This window comes from Streptomyces sp. (genome assembly GCF_036566765.1).
In the GTDB taxonomy this organism is placed as follows: Bacteria; Actinomycetota; Actinomycetes; order Streptomycetales; family Streptomycetaceae; genus Streptomyces.
Genome location: NZ_DATCVQ010000297.1, coordinates 1 through 25,642, shown reverse-complemented (window position 1 = coordinate 25,642; position 25,642 = coordinate 1). Strand labels below are relative to the sequence as shown.

The following is a 25,642-nucleotide window of genomic DNA, read 5'->3' as shown; positions in this document are numbered from 1 at the left end:
TCTTCTTCGCCCTCACCGCCACCGCCAACGTCCCCGCCCAGTCCACGGAGGCTGTCCGATGAGCACCCTGTCCCTCGCCGTACGCGACTCCGGCACGATGCTGCGCCGCAACCTCCTGCACGCCCGGCGCTACCCGTCGCTGACCCTGAACCTGCTGCTCACGCCGATCGTCCTGCTGTTGCTCTTCGTCTACATCTTCGGCGACACCATGAGCGCGGGCATGGGCGGCGGCGCGGACCGCTCCAGGTACATCGCCTACGTCGTGCCGGGCATCCTGATGATGACCATCGGAGGCACCGTGGTCGGGACCGCGGTGTCGGTCTCCAACGACATGACCGAGGGCATCATCGCCCGCTTCCGCACGATGGCGATCCACCGCGGCTCGGTGCTCATCGGCCACGTCATCGGCAGCGTGCTGCAGTCGGTCGCCAGCGTGGTCCTCGTGGGCACCGTCGCCGTGGCCATCGGCTTCCGGGCCACGAATGCCACGGCCCTGGAGTGGCTGGCGGCGTTCGGGCTGATGGCGCTGGTCGCCCTGGCGCTCACCTGGATCTCGGTCGGGATGGGCATGGTGAGCGCGAACGCCGAGGCGGCCAGCAACAACGCGCTGCCGCTGATCGTCCTGCCGCTCATCTCCAGCGCCTTCGTCCCCCTCGACGCGATGCCGGGCTGGTTCCAGCCGATCGCCGAGTACCAGCCGTTCACGCCGGCCATCGAGACTCTGCGCGGGCTGCTGCTCGGCAGCGAGATCGGGCACAACGGGTGGCTCGCAGTCGCCTGGTGCCTGGCTCTCACCGCGCTCGGCTACTTCTGGTCGAAGGCGGTCTTCAACCGCGACCCGAAGTAGCCGAGACGACCACGCAGGCCGCCTCCCATGACCCGCCACGGCCCCACCGGACCGCTCCGACCGACCGCATCCGCACGGTACTTACCCTTGGAGGAACCCATGCCGTACGACCCGCACACCGACGCCGAGACCACCGCCGGCGCCGCCCCGCACGACCCCGTCACCCTGCCCACCGGCCGCGCCCCCGGCTGTCCCTTCGACCCGGCGCCCGGGCTCGACCGGCTCCGCGAGGAACTCCCGCTGCGCCGGATGACGTTCCCCGACGGACACGTCGGATGGCTGGCCACCGGGCACGCGGAGGTCCGCGCGATCCTCGCCGACCCCCGGTTCAGCTCGCGGTACGAGCTGATGCACTACCCCTTCCCCGGCGGCCCCGAGGGCCCGTTCCCGCCCGCCCCGGTCGGCGACATGACCGGCATGGACGCACCCGAGCACACCCGCTTCCGGCGGCTGCTCATGGGTAAGTTCACCGTCCGTCGGATGCGCCTGCTCACCGAGCGCGTCGAGCAGATCGCGGCGGAGCACCTCGACGCCATGGAGCGGCAGGGTCCCGGCGTGGACCTCGTACCGGTGTTCGCGCAGCCGATCCCGGCGCTGATGATCTGCGAGCTCCTCGGCGTGCCCTACGCCGACCGCGAGACCTTCCACGGGTACGCCGTCACGATCATGTCGCTCGACGCCACGCCGGAGGAGCGATTCGCGGCCATGACGGGGCTGGAGGAGTACATGCGCGGCCTCGTCGTCGCCAAGCGGGCCGAGCCCACCGACGACCTGCTGGGCGACCTGGCCCGGGACACCGACCTCACGGACGAGGAACTGACGGGTGTCGGCGGGTTCCTGCTCGCGGCCGGCCTCGACACCACCGCCAACATGCTGGCGCACGGCACGTTCGCCCTGCTGAGCAACCCCGCCCAGGCCGCGGCGCTGCGCGCCGAGCCCGAGCTGGCGGGCCAGGCCGTCGAGGAGCTGATGCGCTACCTCACCATCGCGCACACCTCCGTGAAGTCGGCTCTGGAGGACGTGGAGCTGGCCGGTCAGGTCATCCGCGCCGGCGAGTCCGTCGTGCTCTCCCTGGACGCGGCCAACCGCGACCCGAGGAAGTTCGCCGACCCCGACTCCCTGGACCTGCGCCGCACGGCGGCCGGCCATCTGGGCTTCGGGCACGGCATCCACCAGTGCCTGGGCCAGCAGCTGGCCCGCGTGGAGATGACGGTCGCCCTCCCGGCCCTGCTGACCCGGTTCCCGACGCTGCGCCTCGCGGTGGACGCGAAGGACGTGCCGCTGCGTACGGACATGAACATCTACGGCGTGCACAGCCTGCCGGTCACCTGGGACGAGGTGTAGTCCGATGGAGCTCACCGTCGACCGTGACCGCTGCCAGGGCGCCGGGATGTGCGCCCTGACCGCCCCCGAGGTCTTCGACCAGGACGACGAGGACGGCCGCGTGCTCCTCCTCACGCCCACCCCGCCCGCCCCTCGGCGGCAGTCCGCCCGGATGGCGGCCGGGCTCTGCCCCGCGGCGGCGATCACCGTCAAAGAGGGGTCCTGACCCGGCTCCGCCGGGGAGCATGACGAAGCGACAAGAGCGTGACGGCGACTCGACGCCACGCCCTTGTCGCTCCGCCGCGTTCCCCGGACAGTACGGAAATGGCGAACGTAGTGCTGGTGGGCACGCTGGACACCAAAGGACTGGAGTACGGGTGGCTGCGCGAGCGGCTGCTGCGGCACGGCGTCGACGTGGTCGTCGTCGACGCCGGGGTGATGGGGACGCCGCGCGTCCGCGCCGACGTGTCCCGTGCCGAGGTGGCGCGGGCGGCCGGAGTCGATCTGGAGCGGTTACGGGCCGAGGGCGACCGGGGCGCGGCGGTGACGGCCATGGCGCGCGGCGCGGCCGCGGTCGTGACGGGGCTGTACGAGCGGGGCCGGCTGGACGGCGTGCTCGCGCTCGGCGGCAGCGGGGGCACGTCGCTCGCGACCCGGGCGATGCGGGAACTGCCGCTCGGGGTGCCGAAGGTGATGGTGTCGTCGATGGCCTCCGGCGATGTCTCGGTCTACGTCGGCTCGGCGGACATCACGATGATGTACAGCGTCGTCGACATCGCGGGGGTCAACCGCGTCTCGGCCCCGATCCTGGCGAACGCCGTCGACGCGGTCGCCGGGATGGCGCGGGGCTGCGCCGCCGGATCGCGGGCGCTGCGCCCCGCCGACCTGGGTCGGGGCACAACGGGCGGCCGGCCGCTGATAGGGGCCAGCATGGCCGGGGTGACGACGCGCGGGGTCGACGCGGCCCGCGAGCGGATGACCGGTCTCGGCTACGAGGTGCTGGTCTTCCACGCGAGCGGGACCGGCGGCCGGACGCTCGAATCGCTGGCAGGGCAGCGGCTGTTCGCCGGGGTGCTCGACCTGACGCTCTGCGAGCTCGCGGACGATATGTGCGGCGGCATTCTGACGGCCGGCCCCGACCGGCTGCGCGCCGCCGGGCGGGCCGGGATCCCGCAGGTCGTGGGCCCTGGCGCGCTGGACCTGGTGAAGTTCGGCCCTCCGGAGACCGTTCCGGCCCGGATGCGGCATCGGGACGTACGGGTGCACAACCCGTCCATCACGGTCGTCCGCACGACGCGGGAGGAGTGCGCGGAGCTCGGCCGGCGGGTCGCCGCGCGGCTGCGGGCCGCCACCGGGCCGACCGCGGTCTGTCTGCCGCTGCGGGGGCTGTCCACGCTGGGGGCGCCGGGCGGGCCCTACCACGATCCGGCCGTGGACGAGGCGCTGTTCGAGGCGGTACGGGACGGGCTGCGGGGCAGCGCGGTGGACGTGGTGGAGATCGACGCGGACGTCAACGACCCGTCGTACGGGCGGGCCGCCGCGGATCTGCTGCATCGGATGATCGCGGCGACGGCGGCCGCCTGACGGCCCGCAGCGGGCCCACAGCGGCGCCCAGCGGCACTGCAACGGCCTCGACATGACGGTCCGCAGCAGCCCGGCGACGCGGAGCGACGGCCGCATGATCTGCACACCGATTGCGCAGAGGTCACACCGCCTCCCGACGATCCGTCCGGTTCGGCGCGGCCCGCCGGCCGGACCGGGCCCCCTCTGTGCCGGAATGCCCAGTTCCGGTTCAGCGCCGACACCGGTTCCGGTTCAGCGCCTACACCTCCGGCCGGCGGTCGCGTCGGGTGATCCCGTGAAGAAGGCGCCGTCAAGCGATGGACGGGTGTGCACGGGATCGCAATCCGACGCACCGGAGCGCCCGTTGGCGGCTCTGTTCGATTGGCTGGGCGGCGCGCGGACGTGCTTTGATCCAGGCCTCCTCGGAAGCTCCCCCTCCGGATCGATGCCACCGGTCCGGTGCCCAGCATTCCGTGGGTGTTTCGATACGTCCCCATGTGAAGGGAAATGCACATCATGAACCCCCAGATCGAGACCATGGAAATCTCCGACGCCGACCTGGACAACGTGTCCGGTGGTCTCGGTGGCGGCGTCGTCGCCAACGGCACCCTCGCCATCGACGGCCTCGCCCCGGCCGTGACCCCGCTCCTCGGCACCGTCGTCGGCACCGTCGAGGGCGTCACCGGCCTGAACACCTCCCCGGTCGCGGGCCTGGTCAACGCCACCATCGCCGGCGTCTGATCTCATGTCGCGTCGCATGCCCCGGGGCCGCCCAGGCGACCCCGGGGCATGCGCGCGCCGCCTCGGTTGAGGGAAGAGTTCCATGCAGTTCCGCCAACAGGCCCTCTCCAAGCTGCAGTCCGGCGACGACATCGACCTGCCGGTGCGCTTCGCCCGCCCCCAGGGCTGGCTCGTGCTGACCGTCACGGTCCTCGTGATGGCCGCCGCCTCCGTCTGGGCCGTCACCGGCACCGTCTCGTCCACGCTGACCGCCCCCGGGCTGCTCACCCACGCGCAGGGCGGCTACGTGCTGCAGAGCCCCGTCGCCGGGCAGGTCACCGAGGTCCTCGCGAAGGAGGGCGACCGGGTCGCCGCCGACACGCCGCTCCTCGAACTGCGCACCCCCCAAGGCACCGGCCTCGTCCGCACCCTCGCCGCGGGCCGCCTGACCGCCCTCGCCGCCGGCATCGGCGCCGTCGTCACCGTCGGCGCCGAAGTGGCCGCCGTCGAGCGGGTGCAGGGCCCCGACGACCCGCTGAAGGCCGTGGTCTACCTGTCCGCCGAGAACGCGCCGAACGTCCCCGTCGGCGCGTCCGTGGACCTCACCGTCCAGTCCGTGGCGCAGCGCGAACACGGAGTGCTGCGCGGCCGCGTCGAGTCCGTGGGCCGCATCGCGCAGTCCCGTCAGCAGATCGCGGCCTTCCTCGGCAGCGGCCAACTGGCCGAGGAGTTCGTCCGGCAGGGCCGGACCCTGCCGGTCCTGGTGCGCCTGGAGCGCGCGCCGGGCACCGCGTCCGGGTACGCCTGGTCGTCCGCCGGGGGCCCGCCGTACCGCCTCGCCTCCATGACGCCGCTCAGCGGCGTCGTCCGGCTGGCCGAGCAGCATCCGATCGATTGGCTGATGCCGTGACCGCACAGCGCCGCCTGCCCCCGGCGGACCGGCGCCGCCGCCGTCCGCAGCCGTCCCCGACGCAGCGGCAGTCCTCGCAGCCGCCCTCGAACCGTCGGCGTCCGGACCGGCGGCAGCCGCGCAAGCAGCAGCCCACGACGCAGAAGTCCGTGCGCACCCCCACCGTCCTGCAGATGGAGGCCGTGGAGTGCGGCGCGGCCGCGCTTGCGATGGTGCTCGCGCACTTCGGCCGTCATGTGCCGCTGGAGGAGCTGCGGATCGCCTGCGGCGTGTCCCGCGACGGCTCGCGCGCCAGCAACGTCCTCAAGGCGGCCCGCAGTTACGGCCTGCAGGCCAAGGGCATGCAGATGGAGCCGGCGGCGCTGGCCGGGGTGCGGCCGCCCGCCATCCTGTTCTGGGAGTTCAACCACTACGTCGTCTACGACGGCATGGGCCGCAGGCTCGGCCGCCGTGGCGTGCACATCAACGACCCCGACAAGGGCCGCCGTTTCGTGCCGTCCGAGGACTTCGACTCGAGCTTCACCGGTGTCGCCCTGGTCTTCGAGCCCACGGCCGACTTCCGCCCGGGCGGCCGCCGGCCGGGCGTGCTGCGCGCACTGCCGGCCCGACTGCGCGGCACCACGGGCACCCTGCTGGCGACACTCCTCGCGAGCCTGCTCCTGGTCGCGGTCGGCGCGGCGCTGCCCGCGCTGAGCCGGACGTACATCGACCTCTTTTTGATCGGTGGTCAGACCTCCCTGCTCGGCCCGCTGTTCGCGTCCATGGTGACGCTGGTGGCGCTCACCGCCGTGCTGACCGGACTGCAACAGGCCAACCTGCTGCGCGGCCGGATCATCTCGTCCACGCTGAGCAGCGCCCGCTTCCTGCGCCATCTGATGCGGCTGCCGGTCGGCTTCTTCGCCCAGCGCAGTCCGGCCGATCTCGTGCAACGGCTGCAGTCCAACGACGCCGTCGCCGAGACGCTGGCGCGCGACCTCACGGCCGCCGCCGTGGACGGCGTCGTGGTGCTCCTGTACGCCGTGCTGCTGTGGACGTACGACCCTCAACTCACCCTGGTGGGCGTGGCGATCGCGCTGCTCAACGTGGTCGCGATGCGGATCGTGGTCCGGTTGCGTGCCACCGGCACCCAGAAGCTTCGCGCCGACAGCGCCCGGCTGACCAACACCTCGTACACCGGCCTCCAGCTGATCGAGACGATGAAGGCGACCGGCGGCGAGAACGGCTTCTTCCGCCGCTGGGCCGGCCAGCACGCCACCACGCTCGACGTGCAGCAGCGGCTCGGCGTGCCGAGCGCGGTCCTGGCGATCGTCGCCCCGACCCTGGCGACCTGCAACAGCGCGCTGATCCTGTGGATCGGCGGACTGCGGGCGGTGGAAGGCCACCTGTCGATCGGTCTGCTCGTCGCGTTCCAGGCGCTGGTGGCGCGGTTCACCGCGCCGATCACCCGGCTCAACGGCGTGGCGGGCCGGATCCAGGACTTCGCCGCGGACCTCGCCCGGCTGAAGGACGTCGAGAACTTCCCGGTCGACCCGGTGTACTGGGGCCCCGACCCCGAGGCCGACACCCGCCGGCTCAAGGGCCACGTGACGCTGGAGGACATCACCTTCGGCTACAGCCCGCTCGACAAGCCCCTGCTCAGCGGCTTCTCACTGACCGTCGGCCCCGGGCAGCAGATCGCCCTCGTCGGCGGCTCGGGCAGCGGCAAGTCCACCGTCTCCCGGCTCATCTCGGGGCTCTACAACCCCTGGGAGGGGACGATCCGCATCGACGGCCAGCGGCTCGACGACATCCCGCGTGGCACGCTCGCCGCGTCCGTCTCCTTCGTCGACCAGGACGTGTTCCTCTTCGAGGGCACGGTCCGGGACAACGTGGCGCTGTGGGACCCGTCGATCCCCGACGAGGCGGTGACCGCCGCCCTGAAGGACGCCGCGCTCCTGGACGTGATCACGCGCCGCCCCGACGGCATCCACGGCCGGGTCGAGCAGGACGGCCGCAACTTCTCGGGCGGCCAGCGCCAGCGCCTGGAGATCGCGCGGGCGCTGGTGCGCCGGCCGAGCGTCCTGGTCCTCGACGAGGTGACGAGCGCCCTCGACGCGGAGACCGAGCGCACCATCATCGACAACCTGAGGCGGCGCGGCTGCGCCTGCGTCGTCATCGCGCACCGGCTGAGCACCGTCCGCGACAGCGACGAGATCCTGGTGCTCGACCACGGCACGGTGGTGGAGCGCGGCCGGCACGAGGAGCTGGTCGTCGCCGGGGGCGCGTACGCCGAGCTGGTCAAGGAGCACTGACGTGTCGTCCGCGTACTCGCCCGAGGCCGCCGGCCCGTACACCCAAGAGCCGTACCAGCAGGATCCGCAGCATCAAGTCCCGTACCAGCAGGGCCCGTTCGAGCAAGCTGCACCGGCGGACCCCGTCGTCCACGCCCTGGGCGGCCTCGGCACACCCGTCGACTGCGCCGGGCTGCGCAGCCTGCCGCTGGAGGGGCCGCATGTGCTGTGGCTCGTCGTGTGCGGGGCGCTCGACCTGTTCGCGGTCGACGCGATCGAGCAGGGCGCCTGGCACTTCCTGGGCCGCCTGGAGGCGGGGACGCTGCTGCTCGGCCCGGTCGAGGGCCCCCGGCACACCCTGCTCGGCCGGCCCTCGCAGGACTGCCTGCTGCGCCGGATCGACCTGCGGGAGCTGCACCGGCCGGAGTACGAGACGTACGGCGCGTACGACGAGTACGGCGTCTGGCACACATACGAGTTCACCCAGCCCCTGGCGTACGCCCCCGACGCCCCGCTCGGGCCGCTGGAGCACGCCTTCGCGCTCGGCGTGGGGCGCGGCCTGGGCGTCCTGATCGAGGCCCCGCTCGACGGCCGTCCGTCCGGCGACGACGCCGCGACCGACGACGACGTCCTGTGGATGCAGGTCGAGCCGGGCAGTGTGCAGTACGGCGCGTCCGTCAGCGCGGACGCGGCGGCCGACCTGCTCGTCGACGGCGCGATGTGGCAGCGCATGGTCAACCAGCAGCACCGGTTGCTGTCCGCCGTGGACCGCTGGATCGAGCGCCTCGACCGCGCCCACGAGGACCGGGCCGCGGAGGGCATCAAGGCCGGCGAAGCCGTGCGCGCCCGCGCCGACCAGGCGCTGCTCGCGTCGATCGGCCGGTCCGACCGGTCGCGGCGCGGCGACGGCGCTCGGGACGCGGCCGGCGACCGGGCGGCGGACGATGCCACGTACGCCGTCTGCCGGCTGGTCGCGTCGGCGAGCGGCATCACGCTCCCGGAGGCCCCGCGCGGCAGCGACGCGAACGACCGCGTCCCACCGGTGGAGCGCATCGCCTCGGCCGCGCGCCTGCGCACCCGCGAGGTCCGGCTCGACGGACGCTGGTGGCGGGAGGACTGCGGCCCCCTGGTCGGACATCGGGCCAGGTCGGGCGCGCCGGTCGCGCTGCTGTGGCGGCGCGGGCGGTACGAGGCGGTGAACGCGGCCACCGGGCGGCGGAGCCGCGTCGACTCCGAGAACGCGGAGGAGTTCGAGCCGCGCGCGGTCATGTTCTACCGGCCGTTGCCCAAGGGGCCGGTGACGCCGTGGCGGCTGCTCCGCTTCAGCCTGCGCAACACCCAGCGGGACCTGCGGAACCTGTTCCTCGGCGGCCTGGTGACGGTCGGCCTCGGCGCGCTCGTGCCGATCGCCACCGGGAGGGTGCTCGGCGAGTACGTGCCGAACGCCCGGACCGACCTGATCGTGCAGGTCTCCGTCGGCGTGCTGCTCGCCGGCGTGGTCACCGCCGCTTTCATGCTGCTGCAGAACCTCACCGTGCTGCGGATGGAGGGCCGGATCGAGGCCACGCTGCAACCCGCCGTCTGGGACAGGCTGTTGCGGCTGCCGACGGGGTTCTTCGCCGAGCGCTCCACCGGAGAGCTGGCGAGCGCGGCCATGGGGATCAGCGCCGTCCGCCAGGTGCTGTCCGGTCTCGGCCCGGTGGTCGTGCAGGCCGGCACGGTCGGCGCGATGAACGTCGTGCTGCTCTTCTCGTACAGCGCGTCGCTCGCGCTGGTGGCGCTCGCCATGCTCGCCGTCGTGGGCGCGGTGTTCCTCGGGATGGGGCTGTGGCAGCTGCGCTGGCAGCGGCGGCTGGTCGCGCTCGGCAACAAGCTCAACAACCAGGCGTACCAGACGCTGCGCGGGCTGCCGAAGCTGCGCGTCGCGGCGGCGGAGAGCTTCGCGTACGCCGCCTGGGCGCGCGAGTTCGCCCGGTCGCGGGAGCTCCAGCAGCGGGCCGGGCGGATCAGGAACCTGAGCACGGTCCTCGACGCGGTCTGTCTGCCGCTCTGCTCGGTGATCATGTTCATGCTGCTCGCGGGGCCGGCCCGCGGCACGCTGTCCGCCGCCGGGTTCCTCACCTTCAGCACCGCCCTGACCATGCTGCTGACCTCCGTCACCCAGGTCACCGGCGCGCTGGTCTCGGCGGCCGCCGCGCTGCCGCTGTTCGAGCAGGTCAGGCCGCTCCTGGACGAGGAGCCGGAGGTGCGCGGCGCGGGGGCGCGGCCCGGTGCGCTGTCCGGCGAGATCGAGGCCCGCAACCTGACGTTCCGCTACACCGAGGACGGCCCGCTGGTCCTCGACGATGTCTCCCTGCAGGTCCGGCCGGGCGAGTTCGTGGCGGTCGTCGGCCCCAGCGGCTGCGGCAAGTCGACCCTGCTGCGGCTGCTCATCGGCTTCGACCGGCCCGGGTCCGGGAGCGTGCTGTACGACGGTCAGGACCTGGCCGCCCTCGACCAGGCGGAGGTCCGCCGCCAGTGCGGGGTCGTGCTGCAGAACGCGCAGCCGCTGTCCGGCTCGATCCTGGAGTGCATCCGCGGCACGGAGGCGTACTCCCAGGAGGAGGTGGCCGAAGCGGTGGCGATGGCGGGGCTGGCCGAGGACATCCAGCGGATGCCGATGGGCCTGCACACCATGATCTCCGGCGGCGGAGCGGTCTCGGGCGGCCAGCGCCAGCGCCTGATGATCGCGCAGGCCCTGGTGCGGCGGCCGCGCATCCTGTTCTTCGACGAGGCCACCAGCGCGCTGGACAACGAGACGCAGGGCGTCGTCATGGACAGCACCCGCAAGCTGAGCGCGAGCCGGCTGGTGATCGCGCACCGGCTGTCCACGGTGATGGACGCCGACCGGGTGATCGTCATGGCGGACGGCCGCATCGTCGAACAGGGCCCGCCGGCCACGCTGCTGGCGACACCGGGCGGCCACTTGCAGGAGCTGGTACGCCGTCAGATGCGGTGACGGGCGAGTGGGTGCGCCGGTGCGTCAGCCCCCTGGAATCGTGAGCGCGCCGCCGCGGTAGTAGCCCTCCTGCTCGGCGTCGACGTACGGGGCCATCGCCTCGCGGCGCTCCCGCTCCGCGTCGGAGGACTGCCAGCCCTCGCAGGCGTCCTGGGACTCCCAGACCGACACCCCGGTGATCTCGTGGCCGTCCTCGGACCAGTACGCGAACGCGTGCAGCATCCCGGCCGGATGGATCGACGGACGCCAGGCCCGCTCGAACTCCGCCAAGGCGCCCGGCTTGATTCGGCGCGTCGTGACCCAGACAAAGTGCTGCTCCATCGCAGCCTCCTCGCATGCGGGAATGGGGACGCCCCCGCCCTTTGACCACCGTAGGCCCGCCCGTCCCGTCCCGCCTCTGTGGAGGGGGACGACGACGGCGACTAGGGTGAGGTGAGGAGCCAGGTGGAGAACCCGGAGCCCGTCATGCGCGGACACCGCCCCGAGCCGCCGGACAGCGCGCAGCAGCTGCTGGTCTCGCTCGGACAGCTCGTCGATCAGGCCCTGGACCGGATCAAGTACCAGCGGGCCAGGGTCGAGCTGGCCATTGCGCTGCAGCGGCACATGCTGCCGCCCGGACTGCCGGAGCTGCCGGGGCTGAAGCTCGCCGCGCGGTACACCCCGTCGCGGGACGGTCTGGACGTCGGCGGCGACTGGTACGACGCCTTCGTGATGAGCGACGGGGCACTCGGGATCGCGATCGGCGACGTGCAGGGGCACGACGTGGAGGCCATCGCCTTCATGGGGCAGGTGCGCACCAGTCTGCGCGCGATCGCGCAGGCGACGAGCGACACCCGAGAGGTGCTGGGCCGCGCGAACGACCTGCTGATCGCCATGGGCTGCGATCTCTTCGCGACGTGCTGCTTTCTGCGGTTCGACCCGGTGACCCGCGATCTCACGGTGTCCCGGGCCGGCCATGTGCCGATGATCTGGGCGACGGCGGGAGGCCGCCACGGCATCGCGCTCGACAGCGGCGGGCCGCCGCTCGGCATCGCCCCGGGCGAGCACTACCCGGTGACCCACCGACGGCTGACGGAGGCAGGGGTCCTCGTCCTGGTCACCGACGGGGTGGTCGAGGGCCCGCACTACCCGATGGAGCGGGGGCTGGCCGAGGTGGCGAACCTGGTGCGCCGGGGGTTCGACGCCGACCCCGACGTGCTGGCCGACGCCGTCGTGAAGACGGCCGACCTGACCGGGCACCGCGACGACGCCGCGGTCCTCGTCGTCCGCTACGACGGTCCGGAGGAAGAGGAACCGGTCCCACCGCCGGACGCCTGAGCCGGTCCAGCGAGCGTCCGGGCCGGTCCGACAGCGCGGCCCCGAGGTCGCCGACGGTCGGACGGGAGCGCAGACTGCTGTCGTGCGCAGTGCACAGAACGGTCGTCGCGGGTCCGACGCGCGGCGCGATCTCGCCGATCACGGGTCCTACGCGCGGCGCTTCCTCGCCGATCACGGGCTCTACGTGCTGCGCGTCCTCGTCGTCGCGGCCCTGTACTACGGGGCCGCCCGGCTCGGGTTGCTCCAGCAGCTCGTCCGCGACCAGGTCACCCCGCTGTGGCCGCCGACCGGCGTGGCGCTGGCCGCGCTGCTCGTCCTCGGCGTGCGGGTCTGGCCGGGCATCGCGCTGGGCGCTTTCTTCGTGAACGTGTTCCTCGGCCCTTCGGTGCTCGCCGTGCTGGCCATCACTGCCGGCAACACCCTGGCTCCGCTCGCCGCGCTGCTGATGCTGCGCAGAGCCGGTCTCCGGCCCGATCTGGACCGACTGCGGGACGTGCTGGCGCTGGTCTTCCTCGGCGCGCTCGCCGGGATGCTGATCAGTTCGACGATCGGCACCGGCGCGCTGGTCCTCTCCGGGGCGGTGGAGGCCGGCGACTTCTGGTCGACCTGGTCGGTGTGGTGGACCGGCGACGCGATGGGCATCCTCGTCGTCACGCCATTCCTGCTGGTCCTGCGCCGCGCCAGGTGGCCGGTGCGCGCCTCACCGGGGCGCTGGCTGGAGGCGGGCGCGCTCGCCGCGGGCACGGTGCTGACCACGCTCCTGGTCACCCGCACGCCCCACTCGAGCCTGCTGTTCCTCGTCTCGCCCTTCCTGATCTGGGCGGCGTTCCGCTTCCAGCTGGCCGGCGCGGCGCCGTGTGCGCTCACGGTGTCGACCCTGGCGATCATGGCCGCCGCCGCGGGCGACGGCCCGTTCGACCAGGAGGATCTCTTCTCGGACATGGTGACGCTTCAGGCGTTCAACGGGACGACGGCGCTGACCGCCCTCCTCATCGCGGCCGTCATCACCGAACGCAACCGCACGCATGAGGAGATCCGGCGGATCTGCGCCCGGTTCGCCCTCATGGTCGCCCAGCTGGACCCCCGGCCCGACGGCTATGTCTTCCCGCCCTTCGAGGACGACGTGCAGCCCGGGGACGACGAGGCCCCGCCCTGGGGGCCTGCGCCATGACCTAAGGTGGCGGTGTGCCCTCGTACAGCATTGGGCAGGCCGCGCGTTTGCTCGGAGTGAGCTCGGAGACCGTCCGCCGATGGGCGGACGGCGGTCGGCTGCGGATGGAACGCGACGGCTCGGGCAACCGGGTCGTCGACGGCGCGAGCCTGGCCGCCTTCGCCCAGGAGCGCGGGGCCGGTCTGCACGCCGTGCCGGAGGACGTGCCGACGTCCGTGCGCAACTCGTTCGCCGGGATCGTGACGGCGATCCGCTTCGACGACGTGATCGCCCAGGTCGAGGTGCAGTCCGGCCCGCACCGCCTGGTCTCGCTGGTGACACGCGAGGCCGTCGAGGAGCTGGGACTCGAGGTGGGCGTGACAGTCACCGCACGCGTGAAGTCGACGAACGTCCACGTCGACCTGCCCTGATCCCCCGGATGCGCCCGGGCCGTCAGCGGCACAGCAGCGCCGCCCGCAGGTCCACCTTGTGGTCGAGGCCGTGGTGCGCAAGGCGATCCCCGAGGACACCAGCCACGAGAAGGCGCCGCCGGACTGGGTGACCGGCCAGGGCACCGCCGTGTCGACTGCGCGGGCCGACTGGTCACCCTCAAGGAGCTGTACGAGGCGGCCCACGCCAAGGGGGCGGCGAGCGAGATCAGCGCCGAGGGGCACTTCGGCGGCACCCCCGCTCGGTGGCGTTCAACGCCCAGTGGTTCCGGCTGGCCGTGGACCCCGGCACCGGCGAGATGAAGATCGCCGGGCGCTTGGGGCATGCACCTGGAGGATGCGAGTGTCCCACTCGTAGAAAGCTCACAACTGCGGGTGCAACAGCATCCTTTGCATGGCAATCGCGATTCTCCGTCCGAGTCGTCGGGTATCACTGGGCGCAGCCACCGCCGATCCGACGGCCCGAAGGGGATGGACGATGAGTCGACCGAGTACCGCACCAGGCTTCGCCCTCTGGGGGGACGTGGCCCACCCGACCACGCTCACCGTCGCGGACCTGCGCGCGGGCTGGGCCCAGCACCGCGCCGACGTCGTCTTCGACTGCGCGACCGCCGGTCCGCAGCGCCACACGTTCGAGGGGCCGCTGCTGCGCGAGGTCGTGAGCCTGACCCGTCCGGCCTTCGACCCGGCCCGGCGCAAGGAGCGCTCCCGCTTCCTGCTCACCGTGAACGGGGGCGACGGTCACCACACGGTCCTGTCGTGGGCGGAGATCGACGCCGACTTCGGCGACGCCCCGATGCTGCTCGCGACCCGCATGGACGACGCGGACCTCGACGGAGCCGGCGCCCAGCTCGTCGTCCCGTCCGACCGTTGCGGGGCGCGGTACGTCAGCGCCGTCACCGCGATCTGGATCGGCGCCTGCCGGACCCCGGGGGCTCCCCCGTCCGAGGGCTGAGACACAGGGAGGCCTCACCTCATCCCTTCCTCCAAGCGAGCTCGCATTCGCGATGGAGGGTCCCACAGGCTTATTGCATATGCGAGCCCGATCGGCCTACCGTGTCGCACATGCAGTCCTACACCATCGGCCAGGCCGCCCGTCTGCTCGGCGTCAGCCCCGACACGGCGCGCCGCTGGGCGGACGCCGGCCGGGTCGCGACCCATCGCGACGAGAGCGGACGGCGTCTCATCGACGGCCGGGCGCTGGCCGCGTTCTCCGTGGAGATCGGCCAGAGCGGCGGCGACGAGGACGCGTCGTACACCTCGGCGCGCAACGCCTTCCCCGGCATCGTCACCGCGATCAAGCTCGGCGACATCGCGGCCCAGGTCGAGATCCAGGCCGGACCGCACCGCCTCGTCTCGCTCCTGACCCGGGAGGCCGTGGAGGAGCTGGGGCTGGAAGTCGGCATGCAGGCCACCGCCCGCGTGAAGTCGACCAGCGTGCACATCGACCGCACCTGACCCCTCACGCAGTTCCAGGCGTCGCCGGCACGGCCGGCCCTCCCCGCCCACGCATCTTCGGCTCGTCCCCAAGGAGTTCAGACCCCATGTCCCTCACCGTCCCCAGACGCCGTGCCGCCGCCGTGCTGACCGCCGCCCTGCTCGTCCCGCTCGCCGCCTGCGGCACCGACGCCAAGAAGGACACCGCCGGGGCCGAGGCGTCCCAGTCCGGCAGCGGCGCGCCCGCCGCGCAGCTCACCGTGCTCGCCGCGGCCTCGCTCACCGACGTGTTCAAGACCGCGGGCGCGGCGTACGAGAAGTCCCACCCCGGCACGAAGATCACCTTCTCCTTCGCCGGCTCCCAGGAGCTCGTCGCGCAGGTCGCCCAGGGCTCTCCCGCGGACGCGCTGGTCACCGCCGACACCAAGAGCATGGACAAGGTGAAGGCCGACGCCAACGCGGCGACGGTCATCGCGAAGAACCGCCTCGTCATCGCCACCGGCGAGGGCAACCCGCACAAGATCGACGAGCTGAAGGACCTCGCGGACACCAAGCTCAAGGTCGTGCTCGCCGCGCCCGAGGTGCCCGCCGGCAAGTACAGCAAGAAGGTCCTGGACGGCCAGAAGGTCACCGTGAAGCCGGTGTCGCAGGAGCCCAACGTGCGCGCCGTGCTCAGCAAGGTCGAGCTGGGCGAGGCCGACGCGGGCCTCGTCTACAAGACCGACGCCGCGAGCGCTGAGGACAAGGTAGACGCCGTCGAGATCCCGGACGCGCAGAACGCCATCGCCGAGTACCCGGCCGCCACGCTCAAGGACTCGAAGAACGCGGAGGCCGCCACCGCGTTCGTGGCGTGGCTGTCCTCGCCGGAGGGTCAGAAGATCCTCCAGGACGCCGGCTTCCAGAAGCCGTAGTCCGGACCCCCCATCAGGGGCTGCCCGTCCCGGGGGAACGGGCAGCCCCTTGCTTCCTCCTTCGCAGGGAACCGTCGATGAAACGTGCCGCCGCTCGTACGCCGGGCGCACGCCCGCCCCTCACGCTGGCGCTGCCCGCGCTCGTGGCCGTGGCGTTCCTGACGCTCCCTCTGATCGGCATCCTCGTACGAACCGAGTGGCGCGAACTCGCCGACCACCTCGGCTCGCCCGGAACCGTCGAGGCGCTGCGCCTGTCCCTGGTCGTGTCGTTCTGGGCCCTGGGCCTGTCCCTGCTCCTCGGCGTCCCGCTGGCCTGGCTTCTGGCCCGAGTGCCGTTCCGCGGCAAGGCGTTCGTGCGCTCGCTCGTCCTGCTGCCGATGGTCCTGCCGCCGACGGTCGGCGGCGTCGCGCTGCTGCTCGCGTTCGGCCGCCGCGGCCTGCTCGGGCCCTGGCTGGAGTCCGCCTTCGGCATCACGTTGCCGTTCCACACCTCCGGCGCGGTCCTCGCGGCCACGTTCGTCGCGATGCCCTTCCTGATCATCAGCCTGGAGGGCGCGCTCGGCGGACTCCGCCCCCGCTACGAGGAGACGGCCGCCTCCCTGGGCGCATCGCCGGTGCGGGTCTTCTTCACGGTCACGCTGCCGATGGTCGCGCCCGGCCTGATCGCGGGCGCGGCGCTCACCTGGGCGCGGGCGCTGGGCGAGTTCGGCGCGACGATCACCTTCGCCGGCAACCTCCCCGGCACCACCCAGACCCTCCCCCTCCAGGTCTACCTCCTCCTCCAGGACCAACCGGAGGCGGCGACGTCGGTCTCCCTGCTGCTGCTCGCCATCGCCATGGCCGTCCTGATCGCCCTGCGGGGCCGGTGGACGGGCGCCCCGGCCGACGGGCGGCGCGAGGGTGCGACGCCCGTGGCGGAGGAGGGCGCGACGCCCGTGGCAAAGGAGGGTCCGGCGGACGTACCGCCCGGTCCCGGCGACGTACGCCCCACCCCCACCCCCGCGCCGTCGGAGGTCTGGGCGCTGCGCGCCGACGTCACCGGCTTCACCCGCCTCACCCTCGACGCCGAGCCCGGCACCACCATCGCCGTGGTCGGGCCCAACGGGGCCGGGAAGACCACGTTGCTGCGGGCGCTCCTCGGCCTCACGCCCAGGGCCCACGCGACCCTTCGGCTCGGGGACGTCGACGTCACCGAACTCCCCCCGCACCGGCGGCACGTCGCCTGGGTGCCGCAGGACGGGGCGCTCTTCCCGCACATGACGGCGCTGGCCAACACCGCGTACGGGCTCCGGGTGCAGGGCGTGCCGCGGGCGGAGGCCCGGCGCGCCGCGCAGGAGTGGCTCGACCGGCTCGGCGTCGGGCGCCTCGCGCACCGCCGCCCCGGCCAGCTGTCCGGCGGGCAGGCCCAACGCGTCGCCCTGGCCCGCGCACTGGCCGCCCGGCCCCGGCTGCTCGTGCTCGACGAACCGTTGGCCGCGCTCGACCAGACGACCCGCGCGCACGTACGGCACACCCTGCGCACCCACCTCGCCGGCTTCGGCGGCGTCTGCCTGATCGTCACCCACGATCCCGTCGAGGCCGTCTCCCTCGCCGACCGGGTCCTCGTGCTCGACGAGGGCCGCGCGCTCCAGGACGGCTCCCCCTCCGAGGTCACCCGGCACCCCCGCTCGCCCTGGGTCGCCCGGATGCTGGGCCGCAACGCCTGGCCGGGCACCGCGACCGCGGACGGTCTGGCGCTCGCCGGAGGCGGCGCGCTGGTCGCCGCCGATCCCCTGCCGCCGGGCACGGAGGCCCTCGCGGTCATCGCCCCGGAGGCCGTCTCCGTCCACCGCGAGCGGCCCGGCGGCAGCCCGCGCAACATCTGGCCCGGCACCGTACGGGAGATCACCGCCAGCGGCAGCCGGCTGCGGCTGCTCATCACCTCCGACCGGGTGCCCGACCTCGTCGCCGAGATCACCCCGCAGGCCGCCGCCGACCTCGGCATCGCCGACGGGACACCCGTCTGGACCAGCGTCAAGGCGACGGAGGCCACGGTCGTGGCCCTGTGATTCCCCCAGGACTCAGCTGGACTCAGTCGATCGACACATCGTGGTGGTTCCGGCATCGACGCGGCGCCGTGAGGAGCCGCCGGACCTGCTCGCCCGCCTCGGCCCCGTCCCGGACCGTGGTCCCGAACAGGAACCGCAGGTCGCAGTGGCCTCGGCCATACTCGCAGCGCAGGGTGATGCCGTGGCGGTCCACGGCGAGCGGGGCGACGCGGAGCACGCCCGGCGGCAGCTGCGGTCCGGCGATGAGGACGAGCTCCGCGACCAAGTCTTCGTGGGCGTCGGCCAGATGCGTCAGCATGGCGGCCTCCTCGACGGCGAGCGGATCCGGCTCGGCGAGCGCGACCTCGTCGAGCCCGACGTCGAGGGATCCCGCCGCGGTCCACAGGGTCACGCGCGCGACGTCGAGGCGCAGCGGCCCGCCGTCGCCGTCCGGGTCGGACGGGCTCAGCCAGCCGGAGATCGTCACCCTGGCGCGTACGCGGTCGCGGATCGCGGTCGGCGCGATGTCGGTGAACTCCAGCAGGGCGGCCAGGCCTCCGCGCGGCGCGGCGGCGACCCGGGCCGCCAGCGGGCTGTCCTGCGGAGCGTGGACGGAGATCCGGCCCCGCGCGTCGACGGAATGCATGCCGATCAGGTCGTAGCTCTGCCCCTCCGTGGTGAGGGACAGGGACACCGCCTGGGCCAGCAGGGAGCGGACGCGCTCGGCGGCGGTCGGCTCGGACGGCGCGACGTCTGGCGCAGCACTCACGGCAACTCCTCACGGGACGGGTGGAATAGAGCCCCCACCATCACTTAGGCAAGCCTAACCTAAGCGATGGTGGGCGAATCCTCCAGCCCCCCACCCCGCCCGATTCAGCGCACATCCACCCCCTCAGCGCACATCCCACCCGCTCAGCGCATATCCGCCCGCGCGGGCGTGTCGTCGATGAAGCCGCCCGACTGGTGTTCCCAGAGCTTCGCGTACGCACCGTCCGCCGCGAGCAGTTCCTTGTGCGTGCCCTGCTCGACGATCCGCCCTCGGTCGAGGACGACGAGCTGGTCCATGGTGGCGACCGTGCTCAGCCGGTGGGCCACCACCAGCGCGGTCCGCCCGTCCATGAGCCGCCACAGCGCGTCCTGCACGAGGATCTCGCTTTCCGAGTCCAGGGCGCTGGTCGCCTCGTCGAGCAGCAGGATCGGCGCGTCGCGCAGAATCGCGCGGGCGAGCGCGACCCGCTGACGCTGACCGCCGGACAGCTTCACCCCACGCTCGCCCACCATGGTGTCGAAGCCGTCGGGCAGAGCGTCGGCGAACTCCGTGACGTGCGCCGCCTCGGCCGCCCGGCGGATCTCGGCGTCGGTGGCGTCCGGCCGGGCGAACGCGATGTTCTCCCGCAGGGTGCGGTGGAACATGGCCGGGTCCTGCGGCACGTACGCGATCTGGCTGCGCAGGTCGGCCTGACGCAGCTTGCTGATGTCCTGCCCTCCGATGAGGATCCGGCCGCCGTCGATGTCCGTCATCCTCAGCAACAGCCGGGTGAGCGTGGTCTTGCCGCCGCCGGACCGGCCGACGAGACCGATCTTCGTCCCGCTGGGCACAGCCAGGTCGAGGCCTTCGAAGAGCGGCTTCGCACCCCCGTGGGCGAAGGTCACCCGGTCGAAGCGCACGTCGGCCCCCTGGACCGCCAGCGGTTCCGGGGACTCCGGGTCGAGCACGGTCGGGGACTCCAGAAGCAGTTCGGTGAACTGGGCGGCCTCGGTCATTGAGCTTTCGATCCGGCGGTAGATCTGGTTGAACTCGAACATGATCCGCGTCGCGCTCGCGTAGTACGTGAAGGCCACGATGACCGCCTCCACGCCGTGCCGCCCCGCGCCGAGCGAGAGGGCGAGCACCAGGCCCAGCACATTGGTCAGTACGGACATCGGCGCGACCAGCGTGTCGATGCGCAGGTTGCCGTAGTCCCACGATCGCAGCGTGAGCCGCCGCGACTCGGCGACGCGGGAGCGGTGCTCGGCCGCCTCGCGCTCCTCGGCGGCGAACGACCGGACCGTGTCCATGTTCATCAGACTGTCGGCGACATGACCGGCCACCCGGGCGATCGCCTGCTCGCGCTGGGCGACGAGCGCCTGCCGCCGGCGGATCAGGGGCGTCGCGCACAGCGCCGTGACCGCGATCAGCACCAGCAGCCCGACGACGAGCAGCGGGTCGTACTGCCAGAGCACCACCGAGGCGAACGCCAGCGGCACGAGGCTGCCCATGACGGAGAACGTCAGGGTGTCGACGAACTCCTCGAAGCGAGAGGCGAAGCTCAGCACCCGCTTGGTCAGCGACCCGGCGAAGTTGTCGTGGAAGAACGCCGCGTCCTTGGCGAACAGCTCGTCCATCCCGATCACGTACAGGCGCTCGAGGCCGCGGGATTCGAGGCGGTTCAGGCAGTGGTACCCGACGCGCCACAGCGCCTCCGCGAGCAGCAGCACGCCGGCGAAGCCGAGGACGTACGGCAGCATCGGGCCGAGGCCCGTCCCGCCGTCCCCGGCGATCCGGCCGACGAGCTTGGCGACGATCAGCGGCGCGATGTAGTGGATCCCGGTGTTGCCGAGCGCCGGAAGCAGCATCGCCGGCACGGCCAGCCACCGCAGCCGGGCCAGCTCCCGACCGTAATAGCGCAGTGCGAGAAGGACGGATCCCCTGCTGGGTAACCCGTCACGCGATTCAGGCATTTCCTTACCAACCCTCTGTTGCCGCACCAACAGGTGAGGAAACGGAGTGTCCCGTACGGACTTGCCCTCAGTCCAAGGCTTTTTTCCTGGTGGAACGGGTGGGACGGGATGTCAGGCGGCGGGCTTGCCGGGCTGGTCGTGGGTGGAGCAGTGGATGCCGCCGCCCCCGGACGCGATGGTGTCGATCGAGACCATCACGATGTCGCGCTTGGGGAAGTGCTCCTGCAGGATCCCCCGCGCCCGGTCGTCGGCCTTCCGGTCGCCGAACTTGGGCAGGAACACGGAGTCGTTGGCGATGTAGAAGTTGGCGTACGTGGACACGAAGTCGTCACCCTCGCCCGTGATCCGGTCCAGGTCGGGCTGCGGCAGGTCGATGATCTCGAAGCGCCGCCCCTTGGCGTCCGTCGCCTTGGAGAGAACGGACCTCGCCTGATCGGCCGAACGGGACCAGGAGTCGGCGGGGGCGCCGGGGAACGCTTGGTCGAGGAGGACGACGCCGGGGGCGACGAAGCGTACGAGGCTGTCCACGTGCGCGTCGGTGATGTCCTCACCGCGCACCCCCTTGAGCCAGATCACTTTCTCCAGGCCGAGGGTCTCCATGAGCTCGTCCTCGATCTGGTCGCGGCTCTTGCCCCGGTTTCGGTTGTCGTTGACGATCGAGCTCTCGGTGACCAGCAGCGTTCCCTCGCCGTCGGTCTCGAAGGAGCCGCCCTCGGCGACCAGCGGCGCCTCGACGCGGGGGATCTTGTACTTGGCGAGCAGCTCCTCGCCGACCAGCGCGTCGTTCTCGTGCTCCTGCTTGTTCCCCCAGCCGTTGAAGTTGAAGTCGACGCCGACGAGCTCGCCGTCCTCCTCGACGAACACGGGGACGGTGTCCCGCGCCCAGAGGTCGTCGACCTCCAGCGGGATCACCTCGACCTGGGAGCCGCACGCCTTCTGCGCCGCGGCCCGCTGATCGGGCCGCGCCATCATCACGACCGCCTCGTACTCGGCGACGGCGCGCGCCACCCGCGCGATGTCCTCGCGCACATAGCGCAGGTCCTCCTCCCAGACCGACTCCAGCGCCGGCCAGGACATGAAGGTGCGGGTGTGGCTCTCCCACTCGGCCCCGAAGCGCAGGTCCGCCTCCGTCTTGTCGGACCGGCCGGGGCCGGGGGTACGGGTGCCGCCGGACGCGCTGGGCGACGCGGGCCCGCACGCCGTGGCACCGAGTACGAGGGCGCCGAGACCGGCCAGCGTGCGCAGTGCGCCACGACGGGAGGAGAGGAATGCGGACACGGAGGGCTCCGATCGCGAGGGGTGGAACGACACGTTCCACGATGGTGGGTACGACGTCGTACCGCCCACTCTGGCATTGACTGAATTTTCAGTCAAACATCGTGGTCCAAGCGTGCGGCCTCCACCGCGATCGCCTCCCGCATCAGATCCCGGGCGTGATCGAGGGGCAGGATGCCGCTGAGCCATCGGGTGCTCAGCCCTTCGAGCAGGGCCGTCAGGCGCTCGGCGGACGCGGTCAGGACGGGCGCCGGCACCGTGGGCCGGGTGCGGCCGAGGAGGGCCGCCACCTCGTGGACCCAGGTCAGGCCGGCGTGGGCGAGCTCGTCGCGCAGGTCCGGGTCGAAGACCGCGCTGGCCCGCAACTCGCCCCACGCGGTGCTGTTCTCGCGGACCTCGGGCACGTCCTGGAACTCCAGGAGCAGGGCTCGCTCCAGCTCCTGCCGCGGGTCGGGCGGTGCAGCGTCGAGGTCCGACTGCGCATCCGACTCTTCCTCCGCCTCCGCCGTATAACGTCCGGCTCGGTCGCCGATGAACTCCAAGGTGCGGCGCAGAACTCCGGACCGGTCCTTGAAGTGGTAGTAGACCAGCGCGGTGGAGACACCGGCCTCGGCGGCCAGTTCCTCCACCCGCAGCCCCCGGACGCCTCGGCGGGCGATGACCCGCGCGGCCCCTTCCAAGATGGCCGCTCTTCGGTCTGTCACGACGTGATCCCCCTCCTGATGGCCTGCTCGCGATGGTCTCATATTGACTGAAATTTTGGTTAGGGCGACGATGGGTCGGCCTGACCGGGCCGTCCACCTCCGCCCTCGCCGAAAAGAGCCACCTCATGTCCGCTCAACCCGTCCACACGGCCCTGTCCGTCGACGACCCCCGCGAGATCGGCGGCTACCGCCTCCAGGCGCGGCTGGGTGCGGGCGGCATGGGCGTGGTGTACCTGGCGTACACGCCGGGCGGCCGGCCCATCGCGCTGAAGGCCGTACGGGAGGAGTTCGCCGCGGACCCGGAGTTCCGTCTGCGCTTCGCCCAGGAGGTGGCCAGCGCCCGGCGGATCCACGGGCTCTTCACCGCCCAGGTGGTCGACTCGGGCGTGGACGACCCCACCCCGTGGCTGGCCACCGCCTACGTCGCCGGCCCCTCGCTGCACCAGGTCGTCCAGGGCCACGGACCGCTGCCCGTGCGCACGGTGCTGCTACTCGTGGCGGGCATCGCGGAGGCACTGGGGGCGGTGCACCGGGCCGGAGTCGTCCACCGGGACCTCAAGCCCGCCAATGTGCTGATCGCCGAGGACGGCCCGCGCGTCATCGACTTCGGGATCGCCCGCGCGGCCGACGCCGCCGCGCTCACCGGGACGGGCCTGCGCATCGGCACCGCGGCCTTCATGGCTCCCGAGCAGGCGCTGGGGCTGCCGGTCACCCCGGCGACCGACGTGTTCGCGCTCGGCGCCCTCGCCGCGTTCGCGGCGAGCAGCGTGCATCCGTTCGGCGCGGGACCGGAATCGGCGGCGCTCTACCGCGTGGTCCACGAACCGGCCGACCTCGTCTGCGTACCGCCGGAACTGCACGACCTGCTGTGGCGCTGTCTCGCCAAGCAGCCCGAGGACCGCCCCACGACGGGTCAGCTGATCGAGGCGGTGCACGCCCATCCCGCCGTGGGACCCCGCCCCGAGTTCACGGACGGCTGGCTCCCCCGGACCGTCAGCAGCCAGGTCGCGGGGCACGGGGCGCAGGGACCGCCGGCGCCGGGGGCTGGGGCTGGGACGGGGACGGGGACGGGGGCTGGGACGGGGACGGGGACGCCGCTACCGACGTACGCCCAACCCACGCACGCCGCTGCCCCGGCGACCGCTGCCGAGCCCGCGCCCGAGGGTGCCCCGGCACCCTCGCGCCGCCGCAGGCGACGACTGCGGCCGGCCGTCCTGGCCACGGCCGCCGTACTGGTCGCCGCCGGCGGAGTCGTCTCGTACCGCTATCTCGACCACCCGCCGCCCGCCGCCTCGTCACCGGCCGCCTCCTACGCACCCGTGTACAAGAACGTCGAGCTCACAGCTCCGGACGCCACGTACGAGTTCGACCTGAAGGCGGGGAAGGTGGTGCCGGACGACACGGCCGACTGGTACCTGGCCCGCGAGGGCGGCGCGTTCGTGCTTCCCGAGGACGGCGACGCGTACCTGGCCCCCGGCGACACCCTGAGCGTCGCCGACTGCATCCGCGGCATCGAGACGGAGCCTGTGACCAAGCTGCCGTTCGACGAGCTCGGCGACGAGGCCCCCTTCTGCCTCCGCAGCGCCGACGCGAAGGACCTCGTCATCGTGCGGCTGATCGAGGCGGCGAAGGGCGGAGGACCGGTGACCGTCGTGGTGGACGGCTACCGAAGCGCGGGGTGACAACGGGAAGCAGGCCGAGATCACGGGGCCGGGAACGGCCCGGTAGGGTTCGGGCCATGGCGTCTCGCAGCACTCAGATCCTCGAAGCGGCCGCCCGGGTGATCGCCCGGCGCGGGGTCCGCGGTCTGCGCGTCGAGGAACTCGCGGCCGAAGCGGGCGTGTCCACGGCGACCATCTACTACTACTTCAAGGACCGCACCGGGATCCTGCGCCACACGCTCGAGTTCATCAACGACCGCGCGGAGCGCTACACCACGGACCGGGACCGGGACGCCGAACCCCTCACCCCCCTCGAAGACCTGGAGCAGACGCTCCTGCTGGAGCTCCAGGACACCACGGAGGTCAGGGAGAACAGCGCCGCCTGGGGCGAACTGCGCGCGAGCGCCGTGTTCGACGAGGAACTGCGCGAGGACCTCGCCCGCGCGACCCTCGTATGGATCCAGGAAGTCGCGGCCCTGCTCGGCCAGGTGCAGCCGATGGCCTCGGCCGCCGATCTGGCCGCGGCCGGCGAACGGCTCACCGCGCTCCTGGAGGGCCTGAGCATGCGGTGGCTCAGCGGCGGACTCAAGATCGACCACGCCCGCGATCTGATGCGCGGCGCGATCGATGCCGAGCTGGCGAGGCTTCGCCAGAAGTAGGCGCGCGCGTTCCTGTTCCCGCCCACCCCGCACCTGGACGATCGAACGAGATGCGTTCCTGCACGTCCAAGCTATTGACCAAATTTTCAGTCAATGCCACCGTGAGCGCATTAGTCGGCACGGGCCCCTCGGGCCGAACCACCTGACGACCTTCCGGAGAAGGAATGCCGCTGACCCCCACCGAGCGCGACCGGTTGCTGCTGTTCACCGCGGCCGAGCTGGCCCGGGCGCGCCGCGCCCGTGGCCTCAAGCTCAATGTCCCCGAGGCGACCGCGCTCATCGCGGACACCGTCTGCGAGGCGGCCCGCGACGGCCTCCGTCTGGCCGAGGCGATCGAGCGCGGCCGCACCGTCCTGAGTCCCGACGACGTCCTGCCCGGCGTGGTCGACGTGGTCACCGAGGTCCATGTCGAGGCCGTCTTCGAGGACGGCTCCCGACTGGCCGCCATCGGCGACCCGTTCGGGGCGTGGACCCGGCGCGACGACGCCCCGGGCGCGGTACGGCCGGTGTCCGAGACCGTGGCCCTGCCCGTACCGGACGCGAAGCTCACCGTCCGCAACACTGCGGCGGTTCCGGTCAGCGTGACGTCGCACTTCCACTTCTTCGAGGCGAATCCGCGTCTCGACTTCGACCGGGCCGCGGCGTACGGCATGCGGTTGTGTGTGCCGGCGGGTTCGTCGTTCCGGTTCGATCCGGGCGG

The 25,642-nt window shown here is 72.5% G+C and carries 23 protein-coding genes; 18 read left to right on the top strand and 5 right to left on the bottom strand.

What is annotated here, in order from left to right; genetic code table 11:
• The first annotated feature begins 58 nt into the window (after positions 1–58).
• The 8 genes from VIU94_RS17020 to VIU94_RS16985 all read left to right on the top strand — a co-directional run bounded on the left by VIU94_RS17020 (position 59) and on the right by VIU94_RS16985 (position 10,631).
• Positions 59–847, top strand: coding sequence for an ABC transporter permease (locus VIU94_RS17020; protein ID WP_331912355.1), 789 nt, complete (start codon positions 59–61; stop codon positions 845–847).
• A 99-nt stretch (positions 848–946) separates the two neighbouring features.
• A complete protein-coding gene (locus tag VIU94_RS17015; protein WP_331912353.1) occupies positions 947–2,191 on the top strand; it encodes a cytochrome P450 in 1,245 nt (414 codons plus the stop codon).
• Positions 2,192–2,195: 4 nt separating this feature from the next.
• Positions 2,196–2,396, top strand: coding sequence for a ferredoxin (locus tag VIU94_RS17010; RefSeq protein WP_331912351.1), 201 nt, complete (start codon positions 2,196–2,198; stop codon positions 2,394–2,396).
• Positions 2,397–2,494: 98 nt separating this feature from the next.
• Positions 2,495–3,754: a Tm-1-like ATP-binding domain-containing protein gene (locus VIU94_RS17005; RefSeq protein WP_331912349.1), complete on the top strand. Its 1,260-nt coding sequence runs from the start codon at positions 2,495–2,497 to the stop codon at positions 3,752–3,754.
• Positions 3,755–4,249: 495 nt separating this feature from the next.
• Complete coding sequence (locus VIU94_RS17000; protein ID WP_331912347.1) at positions 4,250–4,474, top strand: type A2 lantipeptide; 225 nt, start codon at positions 4,250–4,252, stop codon at positions 4,472–4,474.
• Between the two features lie 82 nt (positions 4,475–4,556).
• On the top strand, positions 4,557–5,363 hold the full coding sequence (locus VIU94_RS16995; RefSeq protein WP_331912345.1) for an HlyD family efflux transporter periplasmic adaptor subunit: 807 nt from the start codon (positions 4,557–4,559) through the stop codon (positions 5,361–5,363).
• A 149-nt stretch (positions 5,364–5,512) separates the two neighbouring features.
• A complete protein-coding gene (locus VIU94_RS16990) occupies positions 5,513–7,654 on the top strand; it encodes an NHLP family bacteriocin export ABC transporter peptidase/permease/ATPase subunit (RefSeq protein ID WP_414720964.1) in 2,142 nt (713 codons plus the stop codon).
• Positions 7,655–7,790: 136 nt separating this feature from the next.
• On the top strand, positions 7,791–10,631 hold the full coding sequence (locus VIU94_RS16985; RefSeq protein WP_331912361.1) for an NHLP bacteriocin export ABC transporter permease/ATPase subunit: 2,841 nt from the start codon (positions 7,791–7,793) through the stop codon (positions 10,629–10,631).
• 24 nt (positions 10,632–10,655) lie between these two features.
• Here VIU94_RS16985 and VIU94_RS16980 read toward each other — a convergent pair whose 3' ends face one another.
• Entirely contained in the window at positions 10,656–10,952 is a 297-nt protein-coding gene (locus VIU94_RS16980; RefSeq protein ID WP_331912341.1) for an antibiotic biosynthesis monooxygenase, read from the bottom strand.
• Positions 10,953–11,096: 144 nt separating this feature from the next.
• Here VIU94_RS16980 and VIU94_RS16975 point away from each other — a divergent pair, with 144 nt between their 5' ends.
• From VIU94_RS16975 to VIU94_RS16945, 7 genes are all read left to right on the top strand, one after another.
• On the top strand, positions 11,097–11,948 hold the full coding sequence (locus tag VIU94_RS16975) for a PP2C family protein-serine/threonine phosphatase (RefSeq protein WP_331912359.1): 852 nt from the start codon (positions 11,097–11,099) through the stop codon (positions 11,946–11,948).
• 184 nt (positions 11,949–12,132) lie between these two features.
• Positions 12,133–13,119: an MASE1 domain-containing protein gene (locus tag VIU94_RS16970; protein ID WP_331912357.1), complete on the top strand. Its 987-nt coding sequence runs from the start codon at positions 12,133–12,135 to the stop codon at positions 13,117–13,119.
• A 14-nt stretch (positions 13,120–13,133) separates the two neighbouring features.
• Positions 13,134–13,529, top strand: coding sequence for a TOBE domain-containing protein (locus VIU94_RS16965; RefSeq protein ID WP_331912339.1), 396 nt, complete (start codon positions 13,134–13,136; stop codon positions 13,527–13,529).
• Positions 13,530–14,025: 496 nt separating this feature from the next.
• Positions 14,026–14,502: a molybdopterin-dependent oxidoreductase gene (locus VIU94_RS16960; protein WP_331912337.1), complete on the top strand. Its 477-nt coding sequence runs from the start codon at positions 14,026–14,028 to the stop codon at positions 14,500–14,502.
• Positions 14,503–14,612: 110 nt separating this feature from the next.
• Positions 14,613–15,005 carry a TOBE domain-containing protein gene (locus VIU94_RS16955; RefSeq protein WP_331912335.1) on the top strand — a complete coding sequence of 131 codons (393 nt, stop codon included), beginning with the start codon at positions 14,613–14,615 and terminating at the stop codon, positions 15,003–15,005.
• An 86-nt stretch (positions 15,006–15,091) separates the two neighbouring features.
• Positions 15,092–15,895 (top strand): molybdate ABC transporter substrate-binding protein, encoded by an 804-nt coding sequence (modA, locus tag VIU94_RS16950; RefSeq protein ID WP_331912334.1) that lies wholly within the window; start codon positions 15,092–15,094, stop codon positions 15,893–15,895.
• Between the two features lie 77 nt (positions 15,896–15,972).
• Entirely contained in the window at positions 15,973–17,943 is a 1,971-nt protein-coding gene (locus VIU94_RS16945; protein ID WP_331912332.1) for an ABC transporter permease, read from the top strand.
• 22 nt (positions 17,944–17,965) lie between these two features.
• Here the strand turns inward: VIU94_RS16945 and VIU94_RS16940 are convergent, their stop codons facing one another.
• The 4 genes from VIU94_RS16940 to VIU94_RS16925 all read right to left on the bottom strand — a co-directional run bounded on the left by VIU94_RS16940 (position 17,966) and on the right by VIU94_RS16925 (position 22,664).
• Positions 17,966–18,691 carry a DUF2470 domain-containing protein gene (locus VIU94_RS16940; protein ID WP_331912330.1) on the bottom strand — a complete coding sequence of 242 codons (726 nt, stop codon included), beginning with the start codon at positions 18,689–18,691 and terminating at the stop codon, positions 17,966–17,968.
• A gap of 143 nt (positions 18,692–18,834) precedes the next feature.
• On the bottom strand, positions 18,835–20,643 hold the full coding sequence (locus tag VIU94_RS16935; RefSeq protein WP_331912328.1) for an ABC transporter ATP-binding protein: 1,809 nt from the start codon (positions 20,641–20,643) through the stop codon (positions 18,835–18,837).
• Positions 20,644–20,754: 111 nt separating this feature from the next.
• Positions 20,755–21,921, bottom strand: coding sequence for an agmatine deiminase family protein (locus tag VIU94_RS16930; RefSeq protein ID WP_331912325.1), 1,167 nt, complete (start codon positions 21,919–21,921; stop codon positions 20,755–20,757).
• A gap of 92 nt (positions 21,922–22,013) precedes the next feature.
• Positions 22,014–22,664: a TetR/AcrR family transcriptional regulator gene (locus tag VIU94_RS16925; protein WP_414720963.1), complete on the bottom strand. Its 651-nt coding sequence runs from the start codon at positions 22,662–22,664 to the stop codon at positions 22,014–22,016.
• Between the two features lie 83 nt (positions 22,665–22,747).
• On the opposite strand from VIU94_RS16925, the gene VIU94_RS16920 reads away from it, so the two are divergent.
• The 3 genes from VIU94_RS16920 to ureA all read left to right on the top strand — a co-directional run.
• Positions 22,748–24,304 (top strand): serine/threonine-protein kinase, encoded by a 1,557-nt coding sequence (locus tag VIU94_RS16920; protein WP_331912321.1) that lies wholly within the window; start codon positions 22,748–22,750, stop codon positions 24,302–24,304.
• A gap of 56 nt (positions 24,305–24,360) precedes the next feature.
• Positions 24,361–24,942 carry a TetR/AcrR family transcriptional regulator gene (locus tag VIU94_RS16915; RefSeq protein WP_331912319.1) on the top strand — a complete coding sequence of 194 codons (582 nt, stop codon included), beginning with the start codon at positions 24,361–24,363 and terminating at the stop codon, positions 24,940–24,942.
• A gap of 164 nt (positions 24,943–25,106) precedes the next feature.
• Positions 25,107–25,642 (top strand): urease subunit gamma (gene ureA, locus VIU94_RS16910; RefSeq protein WP_331912317.1); only part of this gene is annotated, 536 nt, incomplete at its 3' end.